This window comes from Streptomyces sp. NPDC006294 (genome assembly GCF_042870895.1).
GTDB lineage: Bacteria > Actinomycetota > Actinomycetes > Streptomycetales > Streptomycetaceae > Streptomyces.
Map to the genome: position 1 here is coordinate 205,924 of NZ_JBIAHV010000011.1, position 24,825 is coordinate 230,748.

The 24,825-nt window shown below is 74.0% G+C and carries 22 protein-coding genes and 1 pseudogene; 16 read left to right on the top strand and 7 right to left on the bottom strand.

What is annotated here, in order from left to right:
• Positions 1 to 64: 64 nt before the first annotated feature.
• Positions 65 to 748, top strand: coding sequence for a glycerophosphodiester phosphodiesterase family protein (locus ACFYOP_RS21300; RefSeq protein WP_356898176.1), 684 nt, complete (start codon positions 65 to 67; stop codon positions 746 to 748).
• Positions 749 to 834: 86 nt separating this feature from the next.
• Here ACFYOP_RS21300 and ACFYOP_RS21305 read toward each other — a convergent pair whose 3' ends face one another.
• A complete protein-coding gene (locus ACFYOP_RS21305) occupies positions 835 to 1,392 on the bottom strand; it encodes a GNAT family N-acetyltransferase (RefSeq protein ID WP_356898175.1) in 558 nt (185 codons plus the stop codon).
• A gap of 194 nt (positions 1,393 to 1,586) precedes the next feature.
• On the opposite strand from ACFYOP_RS21305, the gene ACFYOP_RS21310 reads away from it, so the two are divergent.
• The 5 genes from ACFYOP_RS21310 to ACFYOP_RS21330 all read left to right on the top strand — a co-directional run bounded on the left by ACFYOP_RS21310 (position 1,587) and on the right by ACFYOP_RS21330 (position 5,507).
• Positions 1,587 to 2,150 carry a DUF5134 domain-containing protein gene (locus ACFYOP_RS21310; protein ID WP_356898174.1) on the top strand — a complete coding sequence of 188 codons (564 nt, stop codon included), beginning with the start codon at positions 1,587 to 1,589 and terminating at the stop codon, positions 2,148 to 2,150.
• 135 nt (positions 2,151 to 2,285) lie between these two features.
• A complete protein-coding gene (locus tag ACFYOP_RS21315; protein ID WP_356898173.1) occupies positions 2,286 to 3,221 on the top strand; it encodes a M56 family metallopeptidase in 936 nt (311 codons plus the stop codon).
• Positions 3,222 to 3,253: 32 nt separating this feature from the next.
• Complete coding sequence (locus tag ACFYOP_RS21320; protein ID WP_356898172.1) at positions 3,254 to 3,976, top strand: phosphatase PAP2 family protein; 723 nt, start codon at positions 3,254 to 3,256, stop codon at positions 3,974 to 3,976.
• Between the two features lie 25 nt (positions 3,977 to 4,001).
• Positions 4,002 to 4,706, top strand: coding sequence for an HAD family hydrolase (locus ACFYOP_RS21325; protein WP_356898250.1), 705 nt, complete (start codon positions 4,002 to 4,004; stop codon positions 4,704 to 4,706).
• Between the two features lie 150 nt (positions 4,707 to 4,856).
• The gene (locus ACFYOP_RS21330; protein WP_356898171.1) at positions 4,857 to 5,507 is read left to right on the top strand and encodes a helix-turn-helix domain-containing protein; all 651 of its coding nucleotides are present in this window, start codon (positions 4,857 to 4,859) and stop codon (positions 5,505 to 5,507) included.
• Here the strand turns inward: ACFYOP_RS21330 and ACFYOP_RS21335 are convergent.
• Positions 5,486 to 7,006, bottom strand: a complete 1,521-nt coding sequence (locus ACFYOP_RS21335) for a hypothetical protein (protein ID WP_356898170.1) — start codon at positions 7,004 to 7,006, stop codon at positions 5,486 to 5,488. The genes ACFYOP_RS21330 and ACFYOP_RS21335 overlap by 22 nt on opposite strands.
• A 178-nt stretch (positions 7,007 to 7,184) precedes the next feature.
• Between ACFYOP_RS21335 and ACFYOP_RS21340 the strand changes: the two genes are divergently transcribed.
• The gene (locus tag ACFYOP_RS21340) at positions 7,185 to 7,850 is read left to right on the top strand and encodes a DUF305 domain-containing protein (RefSeq protein ID WP_356898169.1); all 666 of its coding nucleotides are present in this window, start codon (positions 7,185 to 7,187) and stop codon (positions 7,848 to 7,850) included.
• Between the two features lie 110 nt (positions 7,851 to 7,960).
• Positions 7,961 to 9,328: an FAD-dependent oxidoreductase gene (locus ACFYOP_RS21345; protein WP_356898168.1), complete on the top strand. Its 1,368-nt coding sequence runs from the start codon at positions 7,961 to 7,963 to the stop codon at positions 9,326 to 9,328.
• Between the two features lie 27 nt (positions 9,329 to 9,355).
• Here ACFYOP_RS21345 and ACFYOP_RS21350 read toward each other — a convergent pair whose 3' ends face one another.
• Positions 9,356 to 9,706: a helix-turn-helix domain-containing protein gene (locus ACFYOP_RS21350; protein WP_356898167.1), complete on the bottom strand. Its 351-nt coding sequence runs from the start codon at positions 9,704 to 9,706 to the stop codon at positions 9,356 to 9,358.
• Between the two features lie 133 nt (positions 9,707 to 9,839).
• Between ACFYOP_RS21350 and ACFYOP_RS21355 the strand changes: the two genes are divergently transcribed.
• On the top strand, positions 9,840 to 10,919 hold the full coding sequence (locus ACFYOP_RS21355) for an NADH:flavin oxidoreductase/NADH oxidase (RefSeq protein ID WP_356898166.1): 1,080 nt from the start codon (positions 9,840 to 9,842) through the stop codon (positions 10,917 to 10,919).
• 160 nt (positions 10,920 to 11,079) lie between these two features.
• A complete protein-coding gene (locus ACFYOP_RS21360) occupies positions 11,080 to 12,165 on the top strand; it encodes an exo-alpha-sialidase (RefSeq protein ID WP_356898165.1) in 1,086 nt (361 codons plus the stop codon).
• 95 nt (positions 12,166 to 12,260) lie between these two features.
• Here ACFYOP_RS21360 and ACFYOP_RS21365 read toward each other — a convergent pair.
• Together ACFYOP_RS21365 and ACFYOP_RS21370 are read right to left on the bottom strand one after the other, a co-directional pair.
• Positions 12,261 to 12,413 (bottom strand): annotated as a pseudogene (locus ACFYOP_RS21365) (ABC transporter ATP-binding protein); the annotation flags it as partial.
• Positions 12,414 to 12,420: 7 nt separating this feature from the next.
• The gene (locus ACFYOP_RS21370) at positions 12,421 to 13,098 is read right to left on the bottom strand and encodes a uracil-DNA glycosylase (protein WP_356898164.1); all 678 of its coding nucleotides are present in this window, start codon (positions 13,096 to 13,098) and stop codon (positions 12,421 to 12,423) included.
• 233 nt (positions 13,099 to 13,331) lie between these two features.
• On the opposite strand from ACFYOP_RS21370, the gene ACFYOP_RS21375 reads away from it, so the two are divergent.
• Together ACFYOP_RS21375 and ACFYOP_RS21380 are read left to right on the top strand one after the other, a co-directional pair.
• Positions 13,332 to 14,387, top strand: coding sequence for a BadF/BadG/BcrA/BcrD ATPase family protein (locus ACFYOP_RS21375; RefSeq protein WP_356898163.1), 1,056 nt, complete (start codon positions 13,332 to 13,334; stop codon positions 14,385 to 14,387).
• A gap of 88 nt (positions 14,388 to 14,475) precedes the next feature.
• Positions 14,476 to 15,396, top strand: a complete 921-nt coding sequence (locus ACFYOP_RS21380) for a hypothetical protein (protein WP_356898162.1) — start codon at positions 14,476 to 14,478, stop codon at positions 15,394 to 15,396.
• A 765-nt stretch (positions 15,397 to 16,161) separates the two neighbouring features.
• Here ACFYOP_RS21380 and ACFYOP_RS21385 read toward each other — a convergent pair.
• Positions 16,162 to 17,247, bottom strand: coding sequence for a lactonase family protein (locus ACFYOP_RS21385; protein ID WP_356898799.1), 1,086 nt, complete (start codon positions 17,245 to 17,247; stop codon positions 16,162 to 16,164).
• Positions 17,248 to 17,344: 97 nt separating this feature from the next.
• Entirely contained in the window at positions 17,345 to 18,856 is a 1,512-nt protein-coding gene (locus ACFYOP_RS21390; protein WP_356898800.1) for an FUSC family protein, read from the bottom strand.
• Between the two features lie 437 nt (positions 18,857 to 19,293).
• Between ACFYOP_RS21390 and ACFYOP_RS21395 the strand changes: the two genes are divergently transcribed.
• The 4 genes from ACFYOP_RS21395 to ACFYOP_RS21410 all read left to right on the top strand — a co-directional run bounded on the left by ACFYOP_RS21395 (position 19,294) and on the right by ACFYOP_RS21410 (position 24,153).
• On the top strand, positions 19,294 to 19,953 hold the full coding sequence (locus tag ACFYOP_RS21395; protein WP_356898801.1) for a dienelactone hydrolase family protein: 660 nt from the start codon (positions 19,294 to 19,296) through the stop codon (positions 19,951 to 19,953).
• A gap of 187 nt (positions 19,954 to 20,140) precedes the next feature.
• A complete protein-coding gene (locus tag ACFYOP_RS21400) occupies positions 20,141 to 22,864 on the top strand; it encodes a SpoIIE family protein phosphatase (RefSeq protein WP_356898802.1) in 2,724 nt (907 codons plus the stop codon).
• Positions 22,865 to 22,958: 94 nt separating this feature from the next.
• Positions 22,959 to 23,441, top strand: coding sequence for an Lrp/AsnC family transcriptional regulator (locus tag ACFYOP_RS21405; RefSeq protein ID WP_356898803.1), 483 nt, complete (start codon positions 22,959 to 22,961; stop codon positions 23,439 to 23,441).
• A gap of 25 nt (positions 23,442 to 23,466) precedes the next feature.
• Positions 23,467 to 24,153: an HAD family phosphatase gene (locus ACFYOP_RS21410; RefSeq protein ID WP_356898804.1), complete on the top strand. Its 687-nt coding sequence runs from the start codon at positions 23,467 to 23,469 to the stop codon at positions 24,151 to 24,153.
• Positions 24,154 to 24,825 lie beyond the last annotated feature (672 nt).

The following is a 24,825-nucleotide window of genomic DNA, read 5'->3' on the forward strand; positions in this document are numbered from 1 at the left end:
CGTCGTTACCGCCGGTGCCGAGGCTGCGCCCGCGGGAGCCGCCGTCGACGGAAGCGAGAGAATCTTGACTTTCCTCACCATCGGTCATCGCGGGGTCATGGGCGTCGAGCCGGAGAACACCCTGCGTTCCTTCGTCCGCGCCGAGCAGTCCGGCATGGACGCCATCGAACTCGATCTGCATCTGAGCAAGGACGGCGCGCTCGCCGTCATGCACGACGCCGAGGTGGACCGTACGACCGACGGCAAAGGCCCGATCGCCGAGATGACGCTCGCCGAGCTGCGCCAGCTCGACGCGGGCGGCGGCGAGCGGGTGCCGGTGTTCGAGGAGGTCCTCGACGCGGTGCGCTCCCCTCTCCAGGCGGAGATCAAGGACGTGGCCGCGGCCCGCGCGCTGGCCGAGGTGATGCGCCGGCGCGATCTGGTGCCGCGCGTCGAGGTGTCGTCCTTCCACGACGAGGCGATCGCAGAGATCTCCGCGCTGGTGCCGGGCGTGCGCACGGTGCTGATCGCCAGCCGCTGGGGCGCCGACGTCGTGGACCGGGCGAAGGCCGTGGGCGCCCACAGCCTGGCGCTGAACATCCGCCGGCTGACGCTGGAGACCGTGGAGCACGCGCACGCGGAGGGCCTGGGGGTGATCGGCTGGGTGGTCAACACACAGGACCATCTGCGGCTGGTGCGCGCCCTCGCGCTCGACGGCGCGACCACCGACTACCCCGACATCCGGCGCACCGGCCGCTTCACGGCCTGACGGCCGCGGTACGCGCCACCGCACGGCCCGGAGGCCGCCGCGCCTCACGGCTCCTGCGCCCGGAGGGGCCCGACTCGCGGCAGCCCTCAGACAAGGCCCTTCACCAGCAGCTCGAAGGCGAGATCGTCGCGCTGCGGGAGGCCGAAGCGCTCGTCGCCGTACGGGAACGGAGTCATCCGGCCCGTACGGCGGTACCCGCGGCGCTCGTACCAGGCGATCAGGTCCTCGCGCACCGAGATGACCGTCATGTGCATCTGCGTCACGCCCCACGTCTCACGGGCGCTGCGCTCCGCCTCCGCGATGATCCGGCGGCCCAGGCCCGCGCCCTGGAGTGCGGGGCGCACCGCGAACATGCCGAAGTAGGCGGCCTCGCCCCGGTGCTCGAGCTGGCAGCAGGCGACGATCTCGCCGTCCCGCTCGACGGCCATCAGCCTGCTGCCGGAAGTGGTGATGACCTCGAGCACGCCCTGCGGGTCGGTGCGCCGGCCTTCGAGGATGTCCGCCTCGGTGGTCCAGCCCCCGCGACTCGAGTCGCCGCGGTACGCCGACTCGATCAGCGCGACGAGGGCCTCGACGTCGGACTCCGCCGCGTCGCGGTAGGTCAGGGTCGTCCGGTCGGAGTCCTGGGGCGGGGCGGTGTCCATCGGATGGTTCTCCGTTCCACGGGTTCGTCGCCCCGAGACTAACGCGGCCGCCCGGGGGCGCTCGCCCCGGACCGGGGTGTGCGGCCCGGCGCCTCCCCGCGCTCCCTCGAGTACTCCCGTGCGCTCGCGTACGGGGCCGGGCGGCGGGCATCGACTCCTCGACGGGCGGCACACCGGCCGAGGGGAGGTACGCCGTGCACGGACCCGCGACGTCCGGCTGGCTGCTCATGGTGCTGTGCGCCGCCACCGGGGCGTACTGCCTGGTGCGCATGGACCGTTGCTCGGGACAGGCCAGGCACGCGGCCGGCGGCGAGGCGCTGATGGGTTTCGGCATGGCCGCGATGGCCGTGCCCGCAGCCGTGTTCACCCCGCCGCCGTGGCACTGGGTGGTGTACGCGGCGGTCTTCGGCGCGGCCGCGCTGCGCGCCGCCTGGCCGGTCCGGCACTGCGGCCGCCACGCGCACCACGTCGTCGGCTGCCTCGCGATGGTGTACATGGCGGCGGCGATGGCCCCCGACGGCGGGCACGGGGCACACGGCGGCGGGGGCGTGCCCCTGTTGACCGGCGCGCTGTTCCTCTACTTCGCCTGGTACGCGCTCCGCTCCGGCACTCGGCTGATACCGCTCGCGGCCTCCGGCGGCGGGACGGACACCGTCGGGGCGGGCCCCGCGCCGACGGCGACCGCGGGAGAGGAGTTGGTGCCGGCGTGCCGGGTCTCGATGGCGATCGCCATGCTCGCGATGCTGCTCACGCTCTGAACCGGCCGGAACCCGACGAGACCGGCCGGGACCGGCCGGGACCGGCCGGGCGGCCCCCGTACGGCGCCGTGGCGTGCGTCACTTGGAGTGCGCGGCCATACCCGCAGGTAGCCTCGCGCTCATAGGCTGCTGTCCATGATGGTCTCGCTCGCGCTGCTGATGCTCGGCGCACTGGCCGCCGTCGTCGCCCCGCGCCTCGTGGCGCGTGCCGACTGGCCGGAGCGCGAGCCCGTCGTCGCCCTCTGGGTGTGGCAGTGCGTGGTCGCCGCCGTGCTGCTGTCGTTCGCGCTGTCCATGACCTTCAGCGCCGCCTCGGCCTGGCAGTTCGTGCGGTCGCACGTCTTCGCCTCCGCGCCGCACGGTGTCGCGGAGGCCTACGCCCTGGGGCCGGGCGGACCGTGGTCGGCCGTGCTCGCGGTGGTCCTCGCGTGCGGCGGGCTGTGGACCGGGGCCAAGCTGGCGCAGGAGATCTGCCGGGCGCACGCCCTGCGCAGGCGCCGGCGCGCCGAGCTGCTGGTGCGCTCCCCCCTGATGCCGGACGAGGTGCCCGGCAGCGAGCCCCTGGTCGTGCTGGAGGGAGAGCGCCCCGACGCCTGGTGGCTCCCGGGCGCGGCTCCGCAACTGGTGGTCACCACCGCCGCGTTGCGCCGCCTGAAGGGCCGTCAGCTCGATGCCGTGCTGGCGCACGAGCAGGGCCACGCGGCGGCCAGGCACGACTGGCTGCTGCACTGCTCCGCGGCGCTGGCGGGCGGCTTCCCGCGGATCCCGGTGTTCGCGGCGTTCCGCGACGAGATGCACCGGCTGGTCGAGCTGGCGGCGGACGACGTCGCCTCCCGGCGCTTCGGCCGGCTGACCACCGCGCTGGCACTGGTCGAACTGAACGAGGAACGCGGGGTGTTCGGGCCGTGCCCCACGCCCGGGGCCGAACTTCCGCAGCGCGTCAACCGACTGCTGTCGCCGGTACCCCGGCTCACCCCGGCACGCCGGCTGCGCCTGACGGCGGCGGCGGCCCTGGTGCCGGCGGTCCCGCTGCTGGTGGCGTTCGTCCCTGGACTGCGCGCGCTGGGATAGCCGTACTGCCATCGGGAGGACAGGATCTCTTCATGTCTTCCCCCCACTCCGCAAAGCCTGCCGGCTCCCGTCGCGGAAAGGACGTCCACCACCGTGCCCCGCACGCTGCCGGAGCGGCCGCGGCGCCCGCCCACAGCTGTGCCGTGCTGGCCGGCCTCACCGCGCTGCTGCTGGTGCCCGTCACCCTCGCGTGGCCCCCGCTGATGGCCTTCGACCGGGCGGTCGTGAAGGAGTTGCACGCCTCCGCGGTGACCGAGCCGACGTTCACTCACGTCAACCGGGTGCTGACCGACTGGGTGTGGGACCCGTGGACGATGCGGCTGCTCTCCGCGGCGGCCGCCGGATGGCTCTGGCTGCGCCGAGAGCGTCTCCTCGCCATGTGGGTGGCGGTGGTCACCGCCGCCGGCGCGGGCCTCCAGCAGGCCGTCAAGGCGCTCGTGGGGCGCGAGCGGCCCAGGTGGCCGGACCCGGTCGACGCGGCGGACTACGCGGCCTTCCCGTCCGGCCACGCGATGTCGGCCGTGGTCACCTGCGGGCTGCTGCTCTGGCTCCTGCGGCGGCGGGGCGTGACGGGCCGGGCGTGGGCGTGGTGCGTGGCGCTCGCGGGCGTCTGCGTGGCCGGGGTCGGGTTCACCCGGATCTATCTGGGGGTGCACTGGCCCTCCGACGTGGTCGGCGGCTGGCTCCTCGGAGGGTTCGTCGTCGCACTCGCCGTGGCCTCCTACCGGCGCGCGGCCTTGCCCCGCGGCGACTGAACGGCCGAAGATCGGGGCCATGACGATCAAGACGGTCCTGTTCGACTTCTCCGGGACGCTCTTCCGCGTCGAATCCACGCACGACTGGCTCCGTGCGGTGCTGCGCGAGCGCGGGCCGTCCGTGACCGAGGGCGAATTGGCCGAGTGGGCGAAGGGCCTGGCGGCGGCCGGAGCGCTGCCGGGCGGCCCCGCGCCGCAGCGGATACCGGACCGTGTCGCGCAGCTGTGGCCGGTGCGCGACATGGACATGGAGCGGCACCGGGCCGCGTACACGGGTCTCGCCCGCGAGGTGCCGCTGCCCGACGAGGGCCTGTACGACGCGCTCTACGACCGCCATATGAAGCCGGCCGCCTGGAGCCCCTACCCGGACGCGGCGCCCGTGCTGCGCGGCCTGCGCGAACGGGGCATCGGTATCGGCGTCGTCAGCAACATCGGCTGGGACCTGCGGCCGGTCTTCCGCGACCACGGCTTCGACGAACTGGTCGACACGTACACCCTGTCGTTCGAGCACGGCGTGCAGAAGCCGGACGCACGGCTGTTCCGGTCGGCGTGCGAAGGGCTGGGGAGCGACCCGCGGGAGGCGCTGATGGTGGGCGACGACCGCCGGGCCGACGGCGGGGCCGCGGAGCTGGGCTGCGCCGTCCACTTCGTGGACCATCTGCCGGTGCACGAGCGGCCCGCGGGGCTGCTGCCGGTTCTCGAACTCGTCGACCGCGAGCCCGCGCCGTAGCAGAATCGAACCAGGACGAAGCCACCCGGACCGGACGATCCCCCGCGTCGCCCGGTCCGAGCAGCAGCACCCCGACGACCCGGCCCCGGGGCCGGACGGCGGGACGCGCTGAGTATATTGGCTGAGAGCCAGTCAACGCAGGAGTCCAGCATGTCCCCGCGAAGCGCATCGGTCAATGAAGAGCTTCGTCGGCGTTCTCGTGAGCGGCTCCTGCAGGCGACGGTGGAGCTGGTCGACGAGCGCGGCTACGAGGCGACGACACTCGGTGACATCGCCGACCGGGCGGGGTCCGCCCGCGGCCTGGTCTCGTACTACTTCCCCGGCAAACGGCAGCTCCTGCAGTCTGCCGTGCACCGGCTGATGCACCAGACGCTCCAAGCCGCGCTGGAGCGTGAGCCGCGCACCGAGGACGGCAGTGAGCTGCTGGCCCGGGCCATCGACGCGGTCCTCGGCCTCGCGGACGACCACCCGATACTGATGCGCACGCACATGGCGGGAATCCTGCAGGCCGACGGTTTCGTGCAGTGCCCGGAGCAGCAGCGGCTCGCCGCCCTGCTGCGCCGGACGCTGGAGTGCTACGGGTCGCACGACCTCGACACCGAGTACCCGCTGCTGCGGGCGCTGCTGATGGGAGCGGTCTTCGCCGCGCTGCTGCCCGGTGTGCCGATGCCGCGCGGACGGCTGCGCGCCGAGCTGTTCCAGCGGTACGGGCTGGACTGGGAGCTCGGTGTCCCGCCGGGCGGTCTCCCGCCCGGCGGAGCACCCGCGCACGTTCCGGATCAGTCGTCGAAGCGGCCGTGACGGTCGAAGTAGTCGGGCTGCGTCTGCACGTTGAGCTCGTGCATCCGCACCCGCTCGCCGGCGTCGGTGCGCCGGTCGTCGATCTTCAGGACGTCGAGGCCCTTGGCGATGTCGTTCGAGTAGATGTAGCCGTTGTAGTAGTACGCGGACCAGGAACCGCCGATGGAGATGGTGGTGTCGCTCAGCGGGCCGCGCTCGAAGTAGGCGATCTCCTTCGGCTCCGCGGAGTCGGTGAAGTCCCAGACCGAGACACCGCCCTGGTACCAGGCCTGGACCATGATGTCGCGGCCCTTGACCGGGATCAGCGATCCGTTGTGGGCGACACAGTTCTCGGTGTCCGCCTGGTGGCGCGGGATCTTGTAGTAGCTGCGGAAGACCAGCTCGCGGTTCTTCCCCTTGCCGGTGATGTCGTAGATGCCGTCGGCGCCGCGGTTCGGACCGATCTCGGCGCTGCAGGTCGCCGCGCCGCCGCCGCCGAGCTCGTCGGTGAAGACGACCTTGTTCGCCTTCTGGTTGAAGGTGGCCGAGTGCCAGAACGCGAAGTTGACGTTGTCCTGGACACGGTCGATGACCTTCGGCCGCTCCGGGTCCTTGATGTCGAAGAGAATGCCGTCACCCATGCAGGCGCCCGCCGCGAGGTCCTTGGAGGGCAGCACGGTGATGTCGTGGCAGCCGGTGGTCTTGGAGACGCCCGGGTTGGTGGGCGCGCCGGGGTTGCCGCCGCCGTCGGGCCCCTCGCCGGGGAAGAGCACCGGGAAGTTCACGACCGCCGACTTCTCGGGCGCCTTGCGCGGCACCTTGATGACGGAGATCCCGTCGTGCGGCGGCTGGCAGTCCGGGAACGCGGCGTTCGGCGAGTACGACGAGACGTACACGTAGACGTTCCGGCGCTCCGGGACCAGCGTGTGCGTGTGCGAGCCGCAGGCCGTCTCGACCGAGGCGACGTACTTCGGGTTGCGCTTGTCGCTGATGTCGAAGATCTTCATGCCCTCCCAGGACGACTTCTCCGTCGCCGGCTGGGTGGTGCTGTTGCAGGAGTTGTCGCTCCGTGAGGAGTCGGTGGACAGGAAGAGCAGGTCGCCGGAGACGCTGATGTCGTTCTGCGACCCCGGGCACAGGATCTGCGCGACGGTCCTGGGCCGCTCCGGGTCGCTGATGTCGAAGATCCGGAAGCCGTCGTAGTTGCCCGCGAAGGCGTACCGGCCCTGGAACGCCAGGTCGGTGTTGAGGCTTGCGAGCGCGTCCTTCGGGACGTTCGCCACATGCTCGATGTTGTCGCTGTGGACGGCCTCGTCCACCGCCGGTATCTCGCCGCTGCGGATCGCCGACCTCGTCTCGGCCGCCTGGTCCGAAGAGACCTTCTCCCGCACGGGGGCGTCACCGGGATCGGGGACGGCGGCCGCCGGCCCGGCCGCCAGCATCGTGGCGAGCAGTCCGGCCGCGGCGACTGCGACACCCAGTCGTCTGCGCCGCACTCGGGTGGTGTGCAACAGGATCACTGCGTCCTCCCCTGATTTCCGTTCGTGGTTGAACGGTTCACGGACCCCGGCAGTATGTTCCCTAGCATGCACATCTCAACAGATGGCAACCGGACCGAAATCAAGGTTTCTGATCAGCGACACCTGCGCAGTAACTGAGAGCAGCCGTAGGACAGTTCCCCGCCCCCAGGAGGTCCCTGTGCCGAACCGCCCCCGGGCCGTGCGCATACGCGGCTGTGCCGCGGTCGCGGCGGCCGCCGTGGCCGTACTGGCCCTCGGCGCCTGCGAGTCGGGGCCGGAGAGCCCCGACAAGGCGAACGGCGCCGCGGGTCCTTCCGTGCTCGCACCGGGGAAGCCCGGCGAGCCGGCCCGGACGCTGTCCGCGGAGGAGGCGGCGGAGGCCGTGCCCGACGACAGCCCCAACTCGGCGGACTTCGGCTATGCGCGGATGATGATCGAACACCATGAGCAGGCGCTCGTGATGACCGCCCTCGTCCCCGAGCGCGCCGAATCCGCACAGGTGAAACGGCTCGCGGAGCGCATAGCCGCGGCGCAGCGGCCCGAGATCGACGCGATGCGCGGCTGGCTGACGAACAACGACGGCGACAAGGGGACGGGCGGGCACGGCCACGACCACGGCGCGATGCCGGGGATGGCCACCGACGCGCAGCTGAAGCAGCTGCGCGCGGCCGGCGGCAAGGCGTTCGACGAGCTCTTCCTCAAGCTCATGATCACCCACCACCAGGGGGCGGTCACCATGGCCGCAGAGGTGCTCTCCGACGGGAACAACGTCCAGGTCGAGGAGATGGCCAACGACGTGATCGCGCAGCAGACCGCCGAGATCGGCCGGATGCGCGACATGTGAGGCCCGGCGGGGCACCGGGACACGTCGGAAGGGCCGGCCGGGGCGGGAGGCTCCCCAGCGGGGCGCCGCGGTGCGATGCTGGAGGTCCCCCTGCGGGAAGGAGCGCGCCCGTGCTTCGCGTCGCCGTCGTCGGATCGGGACCCAGCGGGGTCTACGCCGCCCAGGCCCTGGTGGGACAGTCCGCCGTGCCCGGCGTCCAGGTGCACATCCTGGACCGTCTCCCCTGCCCGTACGGGCTCGTGCGCTACGGGGTGGCCCCCGACCACGAGAAGATCAAGTCGCTGCAGAACAACCTGCGCACGGTGCTCGAGGACGACCGGATCGAGTTCCTGGGGAACGTCGAGGTGGGCGCGCGGGGCCTCGGTCCGGGGCGGCTGCTGGAGCTGTACCACGCGGTGGTGTACTGCGTGGGCGCCGCCAGGGACCGTCGGCTCGGCATCCCGGGCGAGGACCTGCCCGGCAGCCACTCGGCCACCGACTTCGTCTCCTGGTACAGCGCCCACCCGGACGCCGCGCCGGACGCCTTCGCGCTCGGCGCGCGGACGGCCGTCGTCATCGGCGTGGGAAATGTGGCGGTGGACGTGGCCCGTATCCTCGCGCGCGGCGCGGACGAGCTGCGCGGCACGGACGTGCCGGAGGGCGCGCTGGGAGCGCTCGCGGCCAGCCGGGTGCGCGATGTGCACATGGTGGGCCGGCGGGGCCCGTCGGGCGCCAAGTTCACCACCAAGGAGCTGCGCGAGCTCGGCGCCCTGCCCTCGGCGGACGTCCTGGTGGAACCGGCCGACCTCGCGCTGGAGAGCGCGTACGCCGATCCGGCGGCCGTTCCCGCTCTCGTACGGCGCAACCTCACGGTCGTACGTGAGTGGGCGGACCGGCCGCCGCAGGGCCGGCCTCGCCGGCTGCATGTGCGCTTCTTCCTGCGCCCGGTGGAGCTGCTGGAGCGGGACGGCCGGGTCGGCGGGGTCCGCTTCGAGCGGACGGCGCCCGACGGCGCCGGCGGGGTGCGCGGCACGGGCGCGTACGAGGAGATCGAGGCGCAGCTGGTGCTGCGGGCGGTGGGCTACCGGGGGGTGCCGATGGAGGGACTGCCCTTCGACGCCGAGCGCGGAGTGGTGCCGAACACCGCGGGCAGGGTGCTGCGGGACGGGGTCTTCTCGCCCGGTGAGTACGTGGCGGGGTGGATCAAGCGGGGGCCGAACGGAGTCATCGGCACCAACCGGCCGTGTGCCAAGGAGACCGTGAACTCGCTGCTTGAGGACGCCGCCGCGCTGGGGCGGCGTCAGGTGGCCGCGGACCCCGAGGCCGAACTGCGCGCCGCGGGGCACCGGCCGGTGCGGTGGCGGGGCTGGCTCGCGATCGAGGAGGCGGAGGCGGCGCTGGGGCACACGCTGGGCCGGCCGCGCGTGAAGATCCCGGACTGGGCGGGGCTGCTGGGCGCGGCACAGGGCACGGGCGGCCCGGACGAGGGCGGGCGCTGACCGCTCGCAGGGGACCGGGCTCGGGGCTCAGCCGTCGGTGCGCCGGTGCTCCTGGCTGTCCGCCGCCTCGAGCACCCGGTCGAGCAGGCCGGGGAAGAGTGCGTCCAGGTCCTCCCGGCGCAGGCCGTTCATCTTCGCGGTGCCCTGGTAGGTCTGACGGATCACGCCGTTCTCGCGCAGCACCCGGAAGTGGTGGGTGGTCGTCGACTTGGTGACCGGCAGCTCGACCTCGGAACAGCTCAGGTCCGCGTCGGCGGCGGCGAGTTCGCGCACGACGCGCAGCCGCATCGGGTCGGCCAGGGCGTGGAGGACGTTCTCCAGCCGGATCTCGTCACGGGCCGGGTGGGCGAGCACTCGGGGGCTGGTCACGGTGGTCACGACGGCTCCGCTTCGTCCGGGGAGACCCATGGTACCTCGCATGGTTTCACGACCATCGTAGTTTGACAGGCTCCGTACTACGATGATTATCGTACGAACACGCAAACCGGTCCGGTACCGAATGGAGCCCGTCGTGAGTGCCTTGTTCCAGCCCCTTGAGCTGCGGTCGCTGACCGTTCCCAACCGCGTCTGGATGGCGCCGATGTGCCAGTACAGCGCAGAGGTCTTCGGCCCGGGCGCTGGGGTGGCGGGCGACTGGCACTTCGCCCACTACGCCGCGCGCGCCACCGGCGGCACCGGACTGATCCTCCTCGAGGCGACCGCGGTCAGCCCCGTGGGACGCATCTCCCCCGCCGACCTCGGGCTGTGGAACGACACCCAGACCGCGGCCCTCCGCCGCATCACCGCGTTCCTGGAGAGCCAGGGCACCGTGCCGGGCATCCAGCTCGCCCACGCCGGCCGCAAGGCGTCCACCGGCCTGCCCTGGGAGGGCGGCGCACCGGTGGGCCCAGAGGAGCACGGCTGGCAGCCGCTGGGACCCAGCGCGATCCCCTTCGACACGCGACACCCCGCGCCCGACGAGCTGACGCGGGATCAGATCGGCGAGGTCGCGGGGCAGTTCGCGGACGCGGCCCGCCGCGCGCTGGACGCCGGCTTCAAGGTCGCTGAGGTGCACGGCGCCCACGGCTATCTGATCGGCGAGTTCCTGTCGCCCCACAGCAACCGCCGCACCGACGAGTACGGCGGCTCCTTCGACAACCGGGCGCGTTTCGCCCTGGGGATCGTGGACGCGGTGCGCGCGGTGTGGCCCGACGAGCTGCCGCTGTTCTTCCGGATCTCCGCCACCGACTGGCTGGACGAGGGCGGCTGGACGCCGGACGACACCGTCCGTCTCGCGCCGCTGCTGAAGGCGCACGGGGTGGACCTGCTCGACGTCTCCACCGGCGGCAACGCGGCCGGCGTGCGGATCCCGACCGGGCCCGGCTACCAGGTCCCGTTCGCCGCCCGCGTCAAGGCGGAGACGGATCTGCCGGTGGCGGCGGTCGGGATGATCACCGAGCCGCGGCAGGCGGCGAAGATCCTCGAGAACGGTGAGGCCGACGCCGTGCTGCTCGGCCGTGAGCTGCTGCGCGACCCCTTCTGGGCCCGCCGCGCCGCACGTGCGCTCGGCGGCGACGTACGGGTGCCGCCGCAGTACGACCGCTCGGTCTGAGCACCGTGCCCCGGCGCCACCGATGAGTTCCGGCCCGGCGGCAGGTCTGCCCTCCCGTCGCCGGGCCGGGTCGCGCGCACAGCGTCCTGCCGGGCACTGTCAGTAGCCAGGTGCAGACTGGCTCATGACCGGGACAATGGCGTCTGGGAGGTACCAGGACATGACCGATGTTCTTCTCACCGTGGGCACGCGCAAGGGACTCTTCATCGGCCGCAGGAGCGGCGGTACATGGGAGTTCACCGGCCCGCACTTCAATGCGCAGGCCGTCTATTCGATCGGCATCGACCGGCGCCGCGCCGCCCCGCGGCTGCTCGTCGGCGGTGACAGCCTCCACTGGGGCCCGTCCGTCTTCCACTCCGACGATCTGGGCGAGACCTGGGTCGAGCCGGAGAAGCCGGCGGTCAAGTTCCCCAAGGACACGGGCGCGTCCCTGGAGCGGGTCTGGCAGCTCCACCCGGCCACCGCGGCGGAGCCCGACGTCGTGTACGCGGGCACGGAACCGGCGGCCCTCTTCCGCTCGGAGGACGGCGGCGAGAGCTTCGAGCTGGTCAGGCCGCTGTGGGAGCACCCGACGCGCTCGCAGTGGGTGCCCGGCGGCGGCGGCGAGGCCGTCCACACGGTGGTCACCGACCCCCGCGACCCGCAGTCCGTGACGGTCGCCGTCTCCACGGCCGGGGTGTTCCGCTCCCGTGACGGCGGCGCGAGCTGGGCGCCGTCCAACCAGGGGGTGTCGGCGGTCTTCCTGCCCGACCCGAACCCGGAGTTCGGCCAGTGCGTCCACAAGATCGCGCAGGACGCGGCCGACCCGGACCGCCTCTATCTGCAGAACCACTGGGGCGTGTTCCGCAGCGACGACGCCGGGGCGAAGTGGACCGACATCGGGACCGGGCTGCCGTCGGACTTCGGCTTCGCCGTGGCCGCCCATCCGCACCGCGCGAACACCGCCTACGTCTTCCCGATCACCGCCGACTCCGACCGTGTCCCCGCCGATCGCCGCTGCCGGGTCTACCGCACCGAGGACGCGGGCGAGAGCTGGCAGGCGTTGTCCGCCGGACTCCCTGAAGGGGAGCACTTCGGCACGGTCCTCAGGGACGCCCTGTGCACGGACGACGCGGACCCGGCCGGCATCTACTTCGGCAACCGCAACGGCGAGGTGTACGCGAGCGCGGACGACGGCGACAGCTGGCAGCTGCTCGCCTCGCACCTGCCGGACGTGCTGTGCGTGAGGGCGGCCGTCCTAGGGTGACGGCGAACCACCGGACCGCAGGACCACCGGGCCGCCCGACCGCGGTCCGGTGGTGCACCCCGCCGCGGCCGGCCTCTCACACGCGGCCGGTCCCGCACGCCGAGCGCGGCCCGTACGGTCTGTTCGGCGGCCGTCCCTCCACGGCCGGAGGAGGCCACACGTCCGGCTGCCAGGACGTAGCAGTGCGGGGCGGCGCTCATCGCGAAGCCCACGTGCTGTTCGACGAGGAGGACGGACAGCGCTCCGCGAGCCGGGCTACGGCAGGGACCAGTCCACCGGCTGCATGCCTTGCCGGACCAGGAAGTCGTTGGTGCGGCTGAAGGGCCGGGAACCGAAGAAGCCGCGGTCCGCCGACATCGGCGACGGATGGGCGGACTCGATCGCGGGCAGGTCGCCGAGGAGCGGACGCAGATTGCGCGCGTCGCGTCCCCACAGCACGGACACCAGCGGCTTGCCCCGTGCGACCAGCGCGCGGATGGCCTGCTCGGTCACTTCCTCCCAGCCCTTGCCGCGGTGAGCGCCGGGCTTGCTGGGGGCCGTGGTCAGAGCCCTGTTGAGCAGCAGGACCCCCTGCCGGGTCCACGGCGTCAGGTCACCGTTGGAGGGGCGTGGCAGACCGAGGTCCGTGGTCAGTTCGCGGAAGATGTTCTCCAGGCTGCCCGGCAGCCGCCGCACCTCGGGCGCCACGGCGAAACTGTGGCCGATGGCCATCCCCGGGGTCGGGTAGGGGTCCTGACCCACTATCAGGACGCTTACCTCGTCGAAGGGCTGCTGAAAGGCGCGCAGAACGTGCTGCCCCGCCGGCAGGTAGGTACGGCCTGCCGCGACCTCCGCGCGCAGGAAGTCCCCCATCGCCGCGACCCGTCCGGCCACTGGACGCAACGCTTCGGCCCACCCGGGCTCCACAAGTTCACTCAACGGTCGTGCTGCCACAGCCCGTCACCCTACCGGCCCACACGGACCCGGTTGAACTCGGTGGCGCCACCTTGTCGATCATCAGGCCCCTCTCGGCGCGGGCGTGGCACTAGGCTGCCCGCGTCACTCCATCTCCCCCCTTGGAGAAGGTCCATGAGGTCGCGCAGACATCCGTCCGGAGAGCAGCGGTCGTGCGCGTCGTCCCGCGCGGGCGCGGACATGCCGCCGCGGGCCGCGCGGCCCGTCGACCGGTGGCTGCCGTGAGCTGGGTCCTGGGCGTCGACTCGGGCGGCTCCGGACTGCGGGCGGCGCTCGCCGACGCGGGGGACCTCACCGGCGCGGGGGCGCATGCCGGCTCCGGCGCGCCGCCGCCGTACGCCGGGACCGCCTCCTCCCGCGAGCCGGTGCGCACCGGCGGCGCGGGGATCGACGCCGGGCACCTGCTGGAGCAGCTGGTGCCCATGGCCCGGAACCTGCTGGAGCGGGCCGGGGCGGGCCCGCTCGCCGCCGTGGTGATCGGCGCGGCCGGGATGGGGACACTGGGCGCCCGGCTGCGTGCCGAGTTGCCTGCCGCGCTGGAGAGCGCGCTCGGGGTACGGCGGCTGGGGCTGGCCGCCGACGCCGTCACGGCGTACGCCGGCGCACTGGGCAGCCGCCCGGGCGCGGTCGTCGCCGCCGGCACCGGGATGATCGCCCTGGGCACCGACCTGACCGTCTGGCGGCGCGCCGACGGATGGGGGCATCTGCTGGGTGACTGCGGAGGCGGCGCCTGGATCGGGAGAGCGGGGCTCGAGGCCGCGCTGCGGGCGCACGACGGCCGGCGAGGCGGGTCCGCCGCGCTGCTGGCCCGTATGGAGTCGGTCTTCGGCGCGGCCCCGGAGCTGCCGGGCATCCTCTACCCCCGCTCCGACCGGCCCGCGGTGCTCGCCTCCTTCGCACCCGACGTCGCACGGTGCGCGGGCGACGACCCGGTGGCCGCCGCGATCCTCGAGCGGGCGGCGGGCCACATCGCGGAGGCGGCGGCGGCCGTGTGCCCCGCGCCCGGCGAGGCGCCGGACGGCTGCGAGGTGGCCCTGACCGGTGGACTGCTGAAGCTCGGCGAGCCGCTTCTCGAACCACTGCGGAAGGAGCTGGCCGAACAGCTGCCTCACGCACGCCAGGTTCCCGCGGCCGGCGACCCGCTCCTCGGGGCACTGCGGCTCGCGGCCGAGCTGGCTGCCGGTGAGCCGCGTCTGCCCGTCCACCCGACCCTGCTGCACGTGCCCGGCGGGACACGGCCCGGCGGCTGTCAAGATCCAACCCGATAAAGATCCCGCTGGATAAATGGGGACAGACGGTACTCCACCGCCCCCTCCCCGAACGGCCGCGCGGGCAAAACCAGTAGCATGCGGCGCCATGAGCTCCTCCACTGGGCCTGCACCCGGCCTGCCTGTACGAATGCCGCGACCCCGCCAGTCCGGGCGGCACCGCCGCCCGGAACCCGTGGCGGCTCCCGAGGGCGCACCCGCCCTCGTACTCGCCGTGCCCGGCTCCCCCGCGCCCACCACGCGCAGCCTGGCCGAAGAGGTCATAAGCATCGCCCGGTCCGAGCTGCCCGGCCTCGACGTGGCCATCGGCTACCTCGACGGCGACGACGTGGAGTACCTCACGCTGGAGACCGTGCTGGCGCACACCGCCGCCCGGCGCACCGAGCGGTACGAGATCGCCAAGGCCGCCGGCCGCGAGGTCGCCGAGCCCGAGGGTCCCGCGGCGGTCGTGGTGCCGCTGCTGGCCGGGCCCGACAACGCCCTGATGCGCCGCATCCGGCAGGCCGTGATGGACAGCCGCGCCGCCGCCGAGCTGACCGACGTCCTCGGCCCGCACCCGCTGCTCGCGGAGGCCGTGCACGTCCGCCTCTCCGAGGCGGGCCTGGCACGCGCCGACCGCGCCCGGCTGTTCACGGTGGCCACGGCCGCCGACGGCATCATCCTGGCCACCGTCGGTGGCCAGGAGGCCGTGCAGGCCGCCGGCATCACCGGCATGCTGCTCGCCGCGCGCCTGGCCGTGCCGGTGATGGCCGCCGCGCTCGACGAGGAGGGCTCGGTCGCGGCGATCGCCGAGCAGCTGCGGGGCTCCGGCTCGGTGCAGCTGGCGCTCGCCCCGTACCTGGTGGGCCCCGAGCTGCCCGAGGGCCTGCTCGACACCGCCGCGAAGGACGCCGGCTGCGCCGCCGCGGAGGCACTCGGCGCGTACCCGGCGATCGGCAAGCTGGTGCTGTCGCAGTACACGACGACGCTGGGCATCGCACCGCAGGGGCAGGCGGCCCACCAGCACTGACGCGGCCGGCGCGGCCGACGTGAGGAGCTGGCCACGCGAGGGGCCCGTGCCGGGTGGATCACCACCCGGCACGGGCCCCTCGCGTGGCCGGGGGACCGCTCGTACGTGACCGCCGACGCGGGCTCTTCACCGTCCCGGCCCCCAGGCCCACAACCGGGCGGGGTTGCGCGGGCACGCCGCCCACCACCGACACGGGCCCTTCATGTGGCCGCCGCGCTGCATGGGCGACGCCGCGCCCGCCACCGGCACGGGCCCATCGCGTGCCGGGCTCCGAGGCCGGCACCGGGCATCGCTGAGCGGGTGGTCACGTGGCCGCCGGCCGGGGTCCTCACCGGCCCGCGGCCGGCACCGGGCATCGCTGACGCGACTGCCGTGCTCGCCACCGACACGTGCCCTCCCCGCGGCCGCCGCGTTGCGCGGGCTACGAGGCGAAGACCGGGCAGCGCAGCCCGGGGGCGCTGCTCGCCGCCGGCGCGGGGACGGCCCTCACCAGTCCATGCCCCGAGGCCGAGAACCCGGCAGCGCTGCGCGCGCACCGGGCTCCCCGCCGATGCGCGCCCGTCGCGTGCACCGCCCGCGCGGGGCCCACACCGGAGCACGCCCACGCCCGAGGCCGCAATCGGGCCCGCGCAGCCCGAGGGCCGCGCACGCGACCGGTGGCGGGCCCCTCCCGGGGCCGCGGCGCTGCGCCGGGAGGCCGAGGAACCGTGCGGTGCCGGGGCCGGGCGCTCGTACGCGGTCGCACGCGCCGCCGCCGCGAGCGCGTCAGGCGAAGACCACGCAGGACGCCGCCGGGACGGCGAGCGTGCCGGACGGGTGCGGGAGGCCGGTGGTGGGGTCGATCGAGAACCACGTCACGTCGCCCGAGCGCTCGTTCGCCGCGTACAGCCGGCGGCCCGTCGGGTCGAGGGCCAGGTCCCGGGGCCAGCGGCCGCCGCACGGGACCGTGGTGACGAGTGTCGCCCGCTCGCCCGTCGGGTCGAGCGAGAGGACGGCGATGCCGTCGTGGCCGCGCACCGCCGCCCACAGGTGGCGGCCGTCGGGCGCGACGACCGGTGCCGACGGGTACGCGGGACCGGCCGTGCCGTCCGGGACCACGGCGGTCTCGGCGACCGGTTCGAGGCGGCCCGCCGACGCGTCCCAGCGGCACACGGTGACGACGGGCTCCAGCTCGGCCAGCACGTACACGTGTCGCCCGTCCGGGTGGAAGGCGAGATGGCGCGGCCCCGTGCCGGGACGCAGGGCCGTCTCGCGGTGCGGGACCAGCGTGCCCGCGGCGGTGTCGAGCGCGCAGACCCGTACGGAGTCGGTGCCGAGGTCGACGCTCAGGATCCAGCGGCCGGTCGGGTCCGGCAGCACCTGGTGGACATGCGGCCCGCCCTGCCGTTCGGGGTCGGGCCCCTCGCCCTCGTGCGGCAGGACGCCCGCGAGCGGGCCGGGCGTGCCGTCGGTGCCGACGGGCAGGACGCTGACGCTGCCGGAGCCGTAGTTGGCGGTCAGCACGTGGCCCTGCGAGAGCGCGAGGTGCGTGGGGTGGCCGCCGCCCACCGGTACGCGCCGCCCGATGGGGCGCGGTGCCGCGCCGGTGGCGTCGAAGGAGGCGACCGCGCCGTCCGGCGTCTCGGAGACGGCGTGCAGGACGGTCCCGGCGCCGGTCGTCACGGCGGCGAGGTAGGACGGGTCGGCGACGGCGTCGCTCACGCCCGTTTCGGTCAGCGCGCCGGATTCCGGGTCGACGGCCGCGGCCACGATCCCCCGCCCGCCCGCCGAGGTGTACGAACCGACGAAGGCCCGCCCCGCGTTCCTGCCCGCCCCGGCCGACCTGCCGGCTCCACCCGCTCCGACCGCCACTGTGTCCGTCCCCTCGCCGGATCTCCGGAGCGTCCGTCCGGGATCGCGCTCACGTCTGCTGACGGCACGTTAGCAGTTGGTTCAGACCAATCCGCGTTCAAGCCGGCACAAGAGGCGCGCGAGGGGACGTACGCACGGGAGTGGCCAGCTCCGCGAGCGCCCGCTCCAGGTCGTGCAGATGCCTCAGCGCGGCCTCGGCGCCCGGGTGGTGGTGCTGGTGCACCGGGACGATCTCCACGGCGACCGGTGCCGACGGCGGCGCCACCAGGGCGTGGACCGCGGCCTCCACCCGCCCGCAGGCCGCCGCGAGGCGGGCGTCGTGAGAGGCCTGCGGGTCCGCCGCGACAGCGGCCAGGCCCCGGACCTCACGGGCGCAGTCGTCGAGGAGCGCGATGACATGGCGGGCTCGCGCCTTGCGGGCGCGCAGCGGCGAGAGGGGGTGTGTCAGCGGCCCGAGCGACTGCCGGACCCTGCCGAGGAGGCTCTCGAGCTCGGTGACGTACGGGGCCGGGTCGGCGCCCGGAGAGCCGGCCAGACGTGCGGCGGCCTCGGCGGTGCAGCGGTGCACGCAGCGCACGGCCTGCTCGATCCAGGCGTGGGTGGTGGCGTGGGTGGTGACGGGCAGGACGAGCAGCACGGCGAGCGTCGCACCCAGGGCGCCGACGGCCGTCTCCGCCAGCCTGAGCGCCAGCAGAGCCGGCTCGAGGAAGCCGAGCAGGCCGTACAGCAGGCTGACCAGGACCGTCACGGCGAACATCATCCAGCTGTACGAGACGGCCGCGGTGTAGAAGATGCCGAAGACGCACACGGCGACGAGGGCCGCCGTCGGCACGGTCGCGCCGTGCAGCGGGACGGCGACCAGGGCCCCGGCGCCGATCCCGATCAGCGTGCCGAGGACCCGGCGGAAGCCGCGGACCAGGGTCTCGCCGCGCGAAGAGGTGTTGACGAAGACCCACCAGGCGGCGCCGACGGCCCAGTACCAGCGGTCGCCGGAGAGGACCTGGCCGGCGACGAGCGCGAACGCGCCGGCGGCCACGACCTGGACGGCCTGCCGCGTGGTGACGCGGTCCAGCCCCGTGCCGCCCGGCAGCGCGGGGACGGCGGGCGGCGGCAGCCGCCGCTCGTAGCACCACAGGCCGAAGCGGACCGCGGAGGAGGCCAGGACGGCCAGGATCACGGCGGCGTACACCTCGGGCAGCTGCCGGGGGCCGGTGTGCAGGAACTGCGCCACGAAGAAGGTCATGAACCCGAAGGTGCCGAGCGCATGGCCGCGCGGCCCCCAGCGCCGGGCGTACACCCCGGCCCCGGCGACGGCGAGGAACGCCAGGTCGCGCGGTACGGGATGGCCGTGCAGCCCGGCGGCGAGGGCCAGGACCGGGAGGCCGACGGCGGGCAGCAGGGCGGTGGTGACCCCCTGGCCGCGGACGGTCCGGTCGGTGACGGTGAAGAGGGCGAGCAGCGCCGCGAGGCCGCCGGTGACGACCGCGGGCAGGGCGAGGCCGGCGAGAGCGCACACGGCGACCGCCAGTCCGATGCCGAGCACGGCCCGGACGGCGCTGCGCAGGCGCAGCCGTCCCGGGTCCGCGGCGACGAACATCCTCTTCAGCACTGCCTACCGCCCCCATTTCGTTCGATTCGTTCGATTCGTTCGGCGAGATTCCGGCGTGAATCCCGCACCCGGCCCGGCACACGGCCGGCATGCGACCGGCATGCGACCGGCATGCGACCGGCATGAAAAAGGCGCCGCGGAATCCCGCAGCGCCATCGACTTCACCATGACACCATCTCCTCGCCCGTTGGCTCAACTCGCGAGCGATCAACTGGGCCATTGGCACAGCGTTGCGCAGCACCATCGGCCGGGAGACCGGCCATTGGTCCACCCGCCGCGGTCACCGGCCGCGGTCACCGGCCGCTCGACGACCCCGCGCCCCGGCCGTCCGGCCACCGGGGTGGTGCACCCGCCACCCGTGGGTACCCGGCGTGTCCCGGAGGGCGGCGGCCGCATGGGGCTCGCCGCACCGGAGCGCGCACGGGAGGTGCGATCCCATGGCAACGGCAACGCAGACGGTCTCCCTCGACGCCGACGGCATCATCCTCACCGGAGACCTTGTCCTGCCCGACGCCGCCCGCGGCATCGTGTGCTTCGCCCACGGCAGCGGGAGCTCGCGGCACAGCCCGCGCAACCGGGAGGTGGCCGGGGTGCTGCAGCGCGCCGGACTGGCGACGCTGCTCATGGACCTCCTCGGCGAGGACGAGGAGCGCGTGGACCGGGTCACCGCCGAGCTGCGCTTCGACATCCCCCTGCTCGGCCGGCGGGTGACGGCGGCCATCGACCGGCTCGGCGAGCGCGCCGACACGGCCGGCCTCCCCCTCGGCCTCTTCGGCGCCAGCACCGGCGCCGCCGCCGCGCTGGTGGCGGCCGCGGAGCGGGCGGACCGGGTCCGTGCGGTGGTGTCCAGAGGCGGCCGGCCGGACCTGGCGGGCGACGCGCTCCCCGCCGTACGCGCCCCGGTCCTGCTGATCGTCGGCGGCGAGGACCGGCAGGTGCTGGGGATGAACGAGCAGGCGGCCACCGCGCTGACCGCCGAGCACCGGGTGCTCGTGGTCCCGGGGGCCACTCATCTCTTCGAGGAGCCGGGGACTCTGGAAGCGGCGGCGGACGCGGCACGCGACTGGTTCCTCGGGATGCGGGCCGACGGAGGGTGAACGGCTCGTCCGTCGCGAGTACCGCCGCCCCGGCCGTACGCACATCCCCGACGACCGACCCCGAAAGCGGATCAAGTGCTAGAAAAGAGACATGACGGGCCGGTCACCCGACCCTGATGTGCGGCATGCGGCCCCTCGCCGACGCGGCCACCCGGCGCCGGCGCCCAGATCCGGGAAGTGGAGCGCTATGAACGGGCACAGGCCCGACCCGTCGCGGCGCCCGCTGCGGGGGAGGCGGGAATCACTGCTGGGGGCGCGCAGCGTCGCCGGGCAGGTGCTTCTGCTGCAGGTCGCGGTCGCCGTCCTGCTGATCGCCGCCGCGGTGGTCCTGCTCGTGCTGCAGGCGCGGCACGACAGTGAACAGAGCGCCCAGAAGAAGTCGCTCGCGACCGCCGCCGCCTTCGCCCGTGCGCCCGGCACCGCGGCCGCGCTCCGGTCACCGGATCCGGGGGCCGCGCTCCAGCCGCTGATGGCGGAGACCGGACGCGCGGCAGGGGTCGACTTCATCACGGTGATGGCGCCGGACGGGACCCGGTACGCCGACAGCGACCCGAGCCTGATCGGACAGCGGAGCACGGGCGTCGAGCGGGCGGCGCGGGGGGAGGCGTTCACCGAGATCTTCGAGGGTGCCCCCAACGACGCCGCCCGGGCCCTCGTGCCCGTCACGGGCCCCGACGGCAGGGTCATCGGCCTGGTGCAGGCCGGTGTCGAGATCGAGAGCGTCGGCGACGCCGTGGACCGCCAGCTGCCGATGCTGCTGGCCTCCGCCGCGGCGGCGCTCGCGCTGGCCACCGTAAGCGCCGCCCTGGTGAGCCGTCGGCTGCGCCGCCAGACGCGCGGCATCGGCCCCACCGAGATGACCAGGATGTACGAGCACCACGACGCGGTCCTGCACGCCGTGCGCGAGGGAGTTCTGATCGTCGGCGGTGACGGGCGGCTGACGCTGGCCAACGACGAGGCCCGCCGCCTTCTCGAACTGCCGCCGGACGCGGACGGGCGCCACGTCGCCGATCTGGGGCTCGACCCGGGTGTCGCGGCCCTGCTCGTCTCCGAACGGTCCGTGACCGACGAGGTCCACCTCGCCGGTGACCGGCTGCTCGCCGTGAGCACCCGGCCCACGGCGCCGTACGGCGGCCACTTCGGCACCGTGGCGACACTGCGGGACACCACCGAGCTGCGCGCCGTGTCCGGCACCGCGGAGACCGCCCGGCGGCGGCTGAAGATCCTTTACGACGCCGGTACGCGGATCGGCACGACGCTGGACGTGGTGCGCACCGCGGAGGAACTGTCGGGGGTGGCGGTCCCGCGGTTCGCGGACTTCGTCACGGTGGAGCTGCTCAATCCGGTGCTGCACGGTGACGAACCGTCCGGCACGGCGCCGACGGAGATGCGCCGCGCGGCGCTGACCGGCATTCGCGCGGACCACCCCTTCCAGCCGGTGGGCGACGTGATCCGGTTCCTCGCTCCGGCCACTCCGATGGCCGAGGCCCTGGCCGGCGGGCACGCGGTGCTCGAAGCGGATCTGACGGTCGCCGACAGCTGGCGGGCCCAGGACCACGAGGGGGCGGACCAGGCCCTCGCCTACGGCGTCCACTCGCTGATCACGGCTCCGCTGCAGGCCCGCGGTGTGGTGCTGGGCATGGTCAACTACTGGCGCTCCGAGCGGGAGGAACGCTTCGGGGAGGAGGATCTGTCCTTCGCGGAGGAGCTGGCGGCGCGCGCCGCCGTCGCCATCGACAACGCCCGCCGTTTCACCCGTGAGCACACCATGGCGGAGACCCTCCAGCGCAGCCTGCTGCCGCACGTCCTGCCCGTTCAGGGGGCCGTGGACATCGCCTACCGGTATCTGCCCGCTCAGGCACGGGTGGGCGGCGACTGGTTCGACGTCATCCCGCTGCCCGGCGCGCGGGTGGCCCTCGTCGTCGGGGACGTCGTCGGCCACGGACTGCACGCCGCCGCGACGATGGGCCGGCTGCGGACCGCGGTCCACAACTTCTCCACCCTGGACCTGCCGCCGGACGAACTCCTCACCCGGCTCGACGAGCTGGTGGGCCGCATCGATCTCGAGGACTCCGGCGGCGAGGGCGAGGGGATCACCGGCGCCACCTGCCTGTACGCGATCTACGATCCGGTCTCCGGTCTGTGCACCTTCTCGACGGCCGGTCATCTGCCGCCGGCCCTGGTGCGTCCCGACGGAAGCGTGGAGTTCCTGGAGGTGCCGGTCTCCCCTCCCCTGGGCCTGGGCGGCTTCCCGTTCGAGTCGGCGGAGGTCCGGTTGCCGGAGGGCAGCGGCCTCGTGCTCTACACCGACGGTCTCGTCGAGCACCGCGACCGCGACCTGGACGCCGGTCTGGAGAAGCTGCGCACGGTCCTGGCCGACCATGTCGACCGGACGCCGGAGGAGACCTGCGAGGCGGTGTTCGACGCCATGGTGCCCGAGTCCCGCCGGGACGACATCGCGCTGCTGGTGGCCCGTACCCGCCTGCTGGAAGAGGACCGGATCGCCACCTGGGACGTGCCGCGCGATCCGGCCGCCGTCGCGCCGGTGCGCAGCGCGTGCAGCCGCCAGCTCGACGCGTGGGGGCTGGAGGAGGCGGGCTTCACCACCGAGCTGGTCCTGAGCGAGCTGATCACCAACGCGATCCGCTACGGCACCGAGCCCATCCGGGTACGGCTGCTCTACGAGCGCACCCTGACCTGCGAGGTCTCCGACGGCAGCAGCACCTCGCCGCACCTGCGGCGGGCCGCCACCACCGACGAGGGCGGGCGCGGGCTGTTCCTCGTCGCCCAGCTCGCGGCGCGGTGGGGCACCCGGTACACACCGACCGGCAAGGTGATCTGGACCGAGCAGCCGCTGACCGACGGGCAGCCGTCGGCCGAGCCGCTGCTGTCGGCCGACACCGACTGGTGAGGCGCCGGGTCACCGGCCGGCCCTCGGCCCGTGGACCTGGGCCATTGGTACGGTGGGGCTCCGTGAACCGCGCCGCGAAAGGGCCCGATGGACCATGGCGGTGGACGAGCTCGACACCCGCATCCTGCGTCTGCTGATCGAGCAGCCGCGCACCAGCGTCCGTGAGTACGCCCGCATCCTCGGCATCGCGCGCGGCACTCTGCAGGCCAGGATCGACCGGCTCGAACGCGACGGCGTGATCACCGCGACCGGTCCCTTCCTGTCCCCCGCCGCGCTGGGCCACCCGGTGCTGGCCTTTGTGCACATCGAGGTGACGCAGGGACATCTGGACGAGGTGGGTGACGCGCTGGCGGCCGTGCCGGAGATCATCGAGGCGTTCTCCATCACGGGCGGCGGGGATCTGCTGACCCGGGTCGCGGCGCGGGACAACGGGCATCTCGAGGACGTGATCCAGCGCCTGATCAACCTGCCCGGCGTGGTGCGCACCCGTACCGAGATGGCCCTGCGCGAGCGGGTGCCCTACCGGCTGCTGCCCCTCGTCGAGTCGGTGGGCCGGTCGGCCGGTGGCCGGCGCTGATCAGACGCTTGGCATCCTGGAGGGCATGAGCACCGCGCGCACTCCTTCGGTCGTCTTCGATCTCGACGGCACACTCGTGGACAGCGAGCCGAACTACTTCGAAGCGGGGCGCCGGGTCCTGGCCGCGCACGGAGTGCTCGGCTTCGACTGGGACGAGCACACCCGGTTCATCGGCATCGGGACCCGCGAGACGCTGGAGGTCCTGCGCGCCCGGAACGCCATCGACGCCCCGGTCGACGAGCTGCTGGCCGCCAAGAACCGCGTCTATCTGGAGCTGGCGAGCACCTCGACCGTGGTGTTCCCGCAGATGCGCGAGTTCGTGGAGCGCCTGTCGGCGGCGGGCGTCCCGATGGCGGTGGCCTCCGGCTCGTCCCGGGCGGCCATCGAGGCGGTGCTCGCCGGCACCGGTCTGGCCGGCCACATCCCGGTGACCGTCTCCGCGGAGGAGGTCGGCCGCGGCAAGCCGGAGCCGGACGTCTTCCTGGAGGCGGCCCGGCGTCTGGACGCCGCTCCCCACGACTGCGTGGTCCTGGAGGACGCGCCGCCGGGAGCGGCGGCCGCCCGTGCGGCGGGAATGCGGTGCATCGCCGTGCCGTACGTCGAGGACACGGCCGGCGACGCCGCGTTCCTGGCGGCGGACCTGCTGTTCGCGGGCGGGCAGAGGGAGTTCACGGCGCAGGCCGCGTACGAATGGATCATGGGCACGGGGTGATGGCCGGTCCCGGGAGCGGCCCTCGGACGCGACGGCCCCGACCGGGAGCCGCTTCGGCCAGGCAAGGGCCGCCGGCCCGGTACGGCCCCGGCCGTCAGCGCTCCCGGCGCCGCTTCCGGCAGGCAAGGCCCTCCGGCCCGGGGCGGCTTCCGACCCGGCCGCTTCCGGCGCCCGCGAACGGAGCCTCAGCCGAGGAGAGCGAGCAGCTCCCGCTCGCGCCGGGCATTGAGGCCCGCGCGGCGGGGCCGGTCCAGTCCCTGCTCGCGTTCCCAGACCAGCGTGTCGGCCAGCGTCCGCGCCGCCGGCCGGTGGCGAAGCCCGGCCGCTCAGGGCCGCCAGCGCCCCGCGGACGAAGCCCGGCTGCCACGACACCTCGACCACCGCGTCCCAGTCGCGGTCCAGCACCGGCCGGTACGCCGCGGGGTCGCGCCGGTCGGCGGCCACCAGCGTCGCCCCGTGGGCGACGTGTCCGCTGTGACCGCGGGCGAGGCACGTCACCCGGTGGCCGCGCTCCACCGCCTGCCGCGACAACTCTCTGCCGACCCATGCCGTTCCGACCGGAACCAATATGTCCATCCCGTCAGCCAACCACCGACGGCGGGAGACACCCGGGGCAATCGGCTGACGGCAGAGCTGTTCCACCCGGTCGCAGAGGAGCCGGACTCCCCCTGC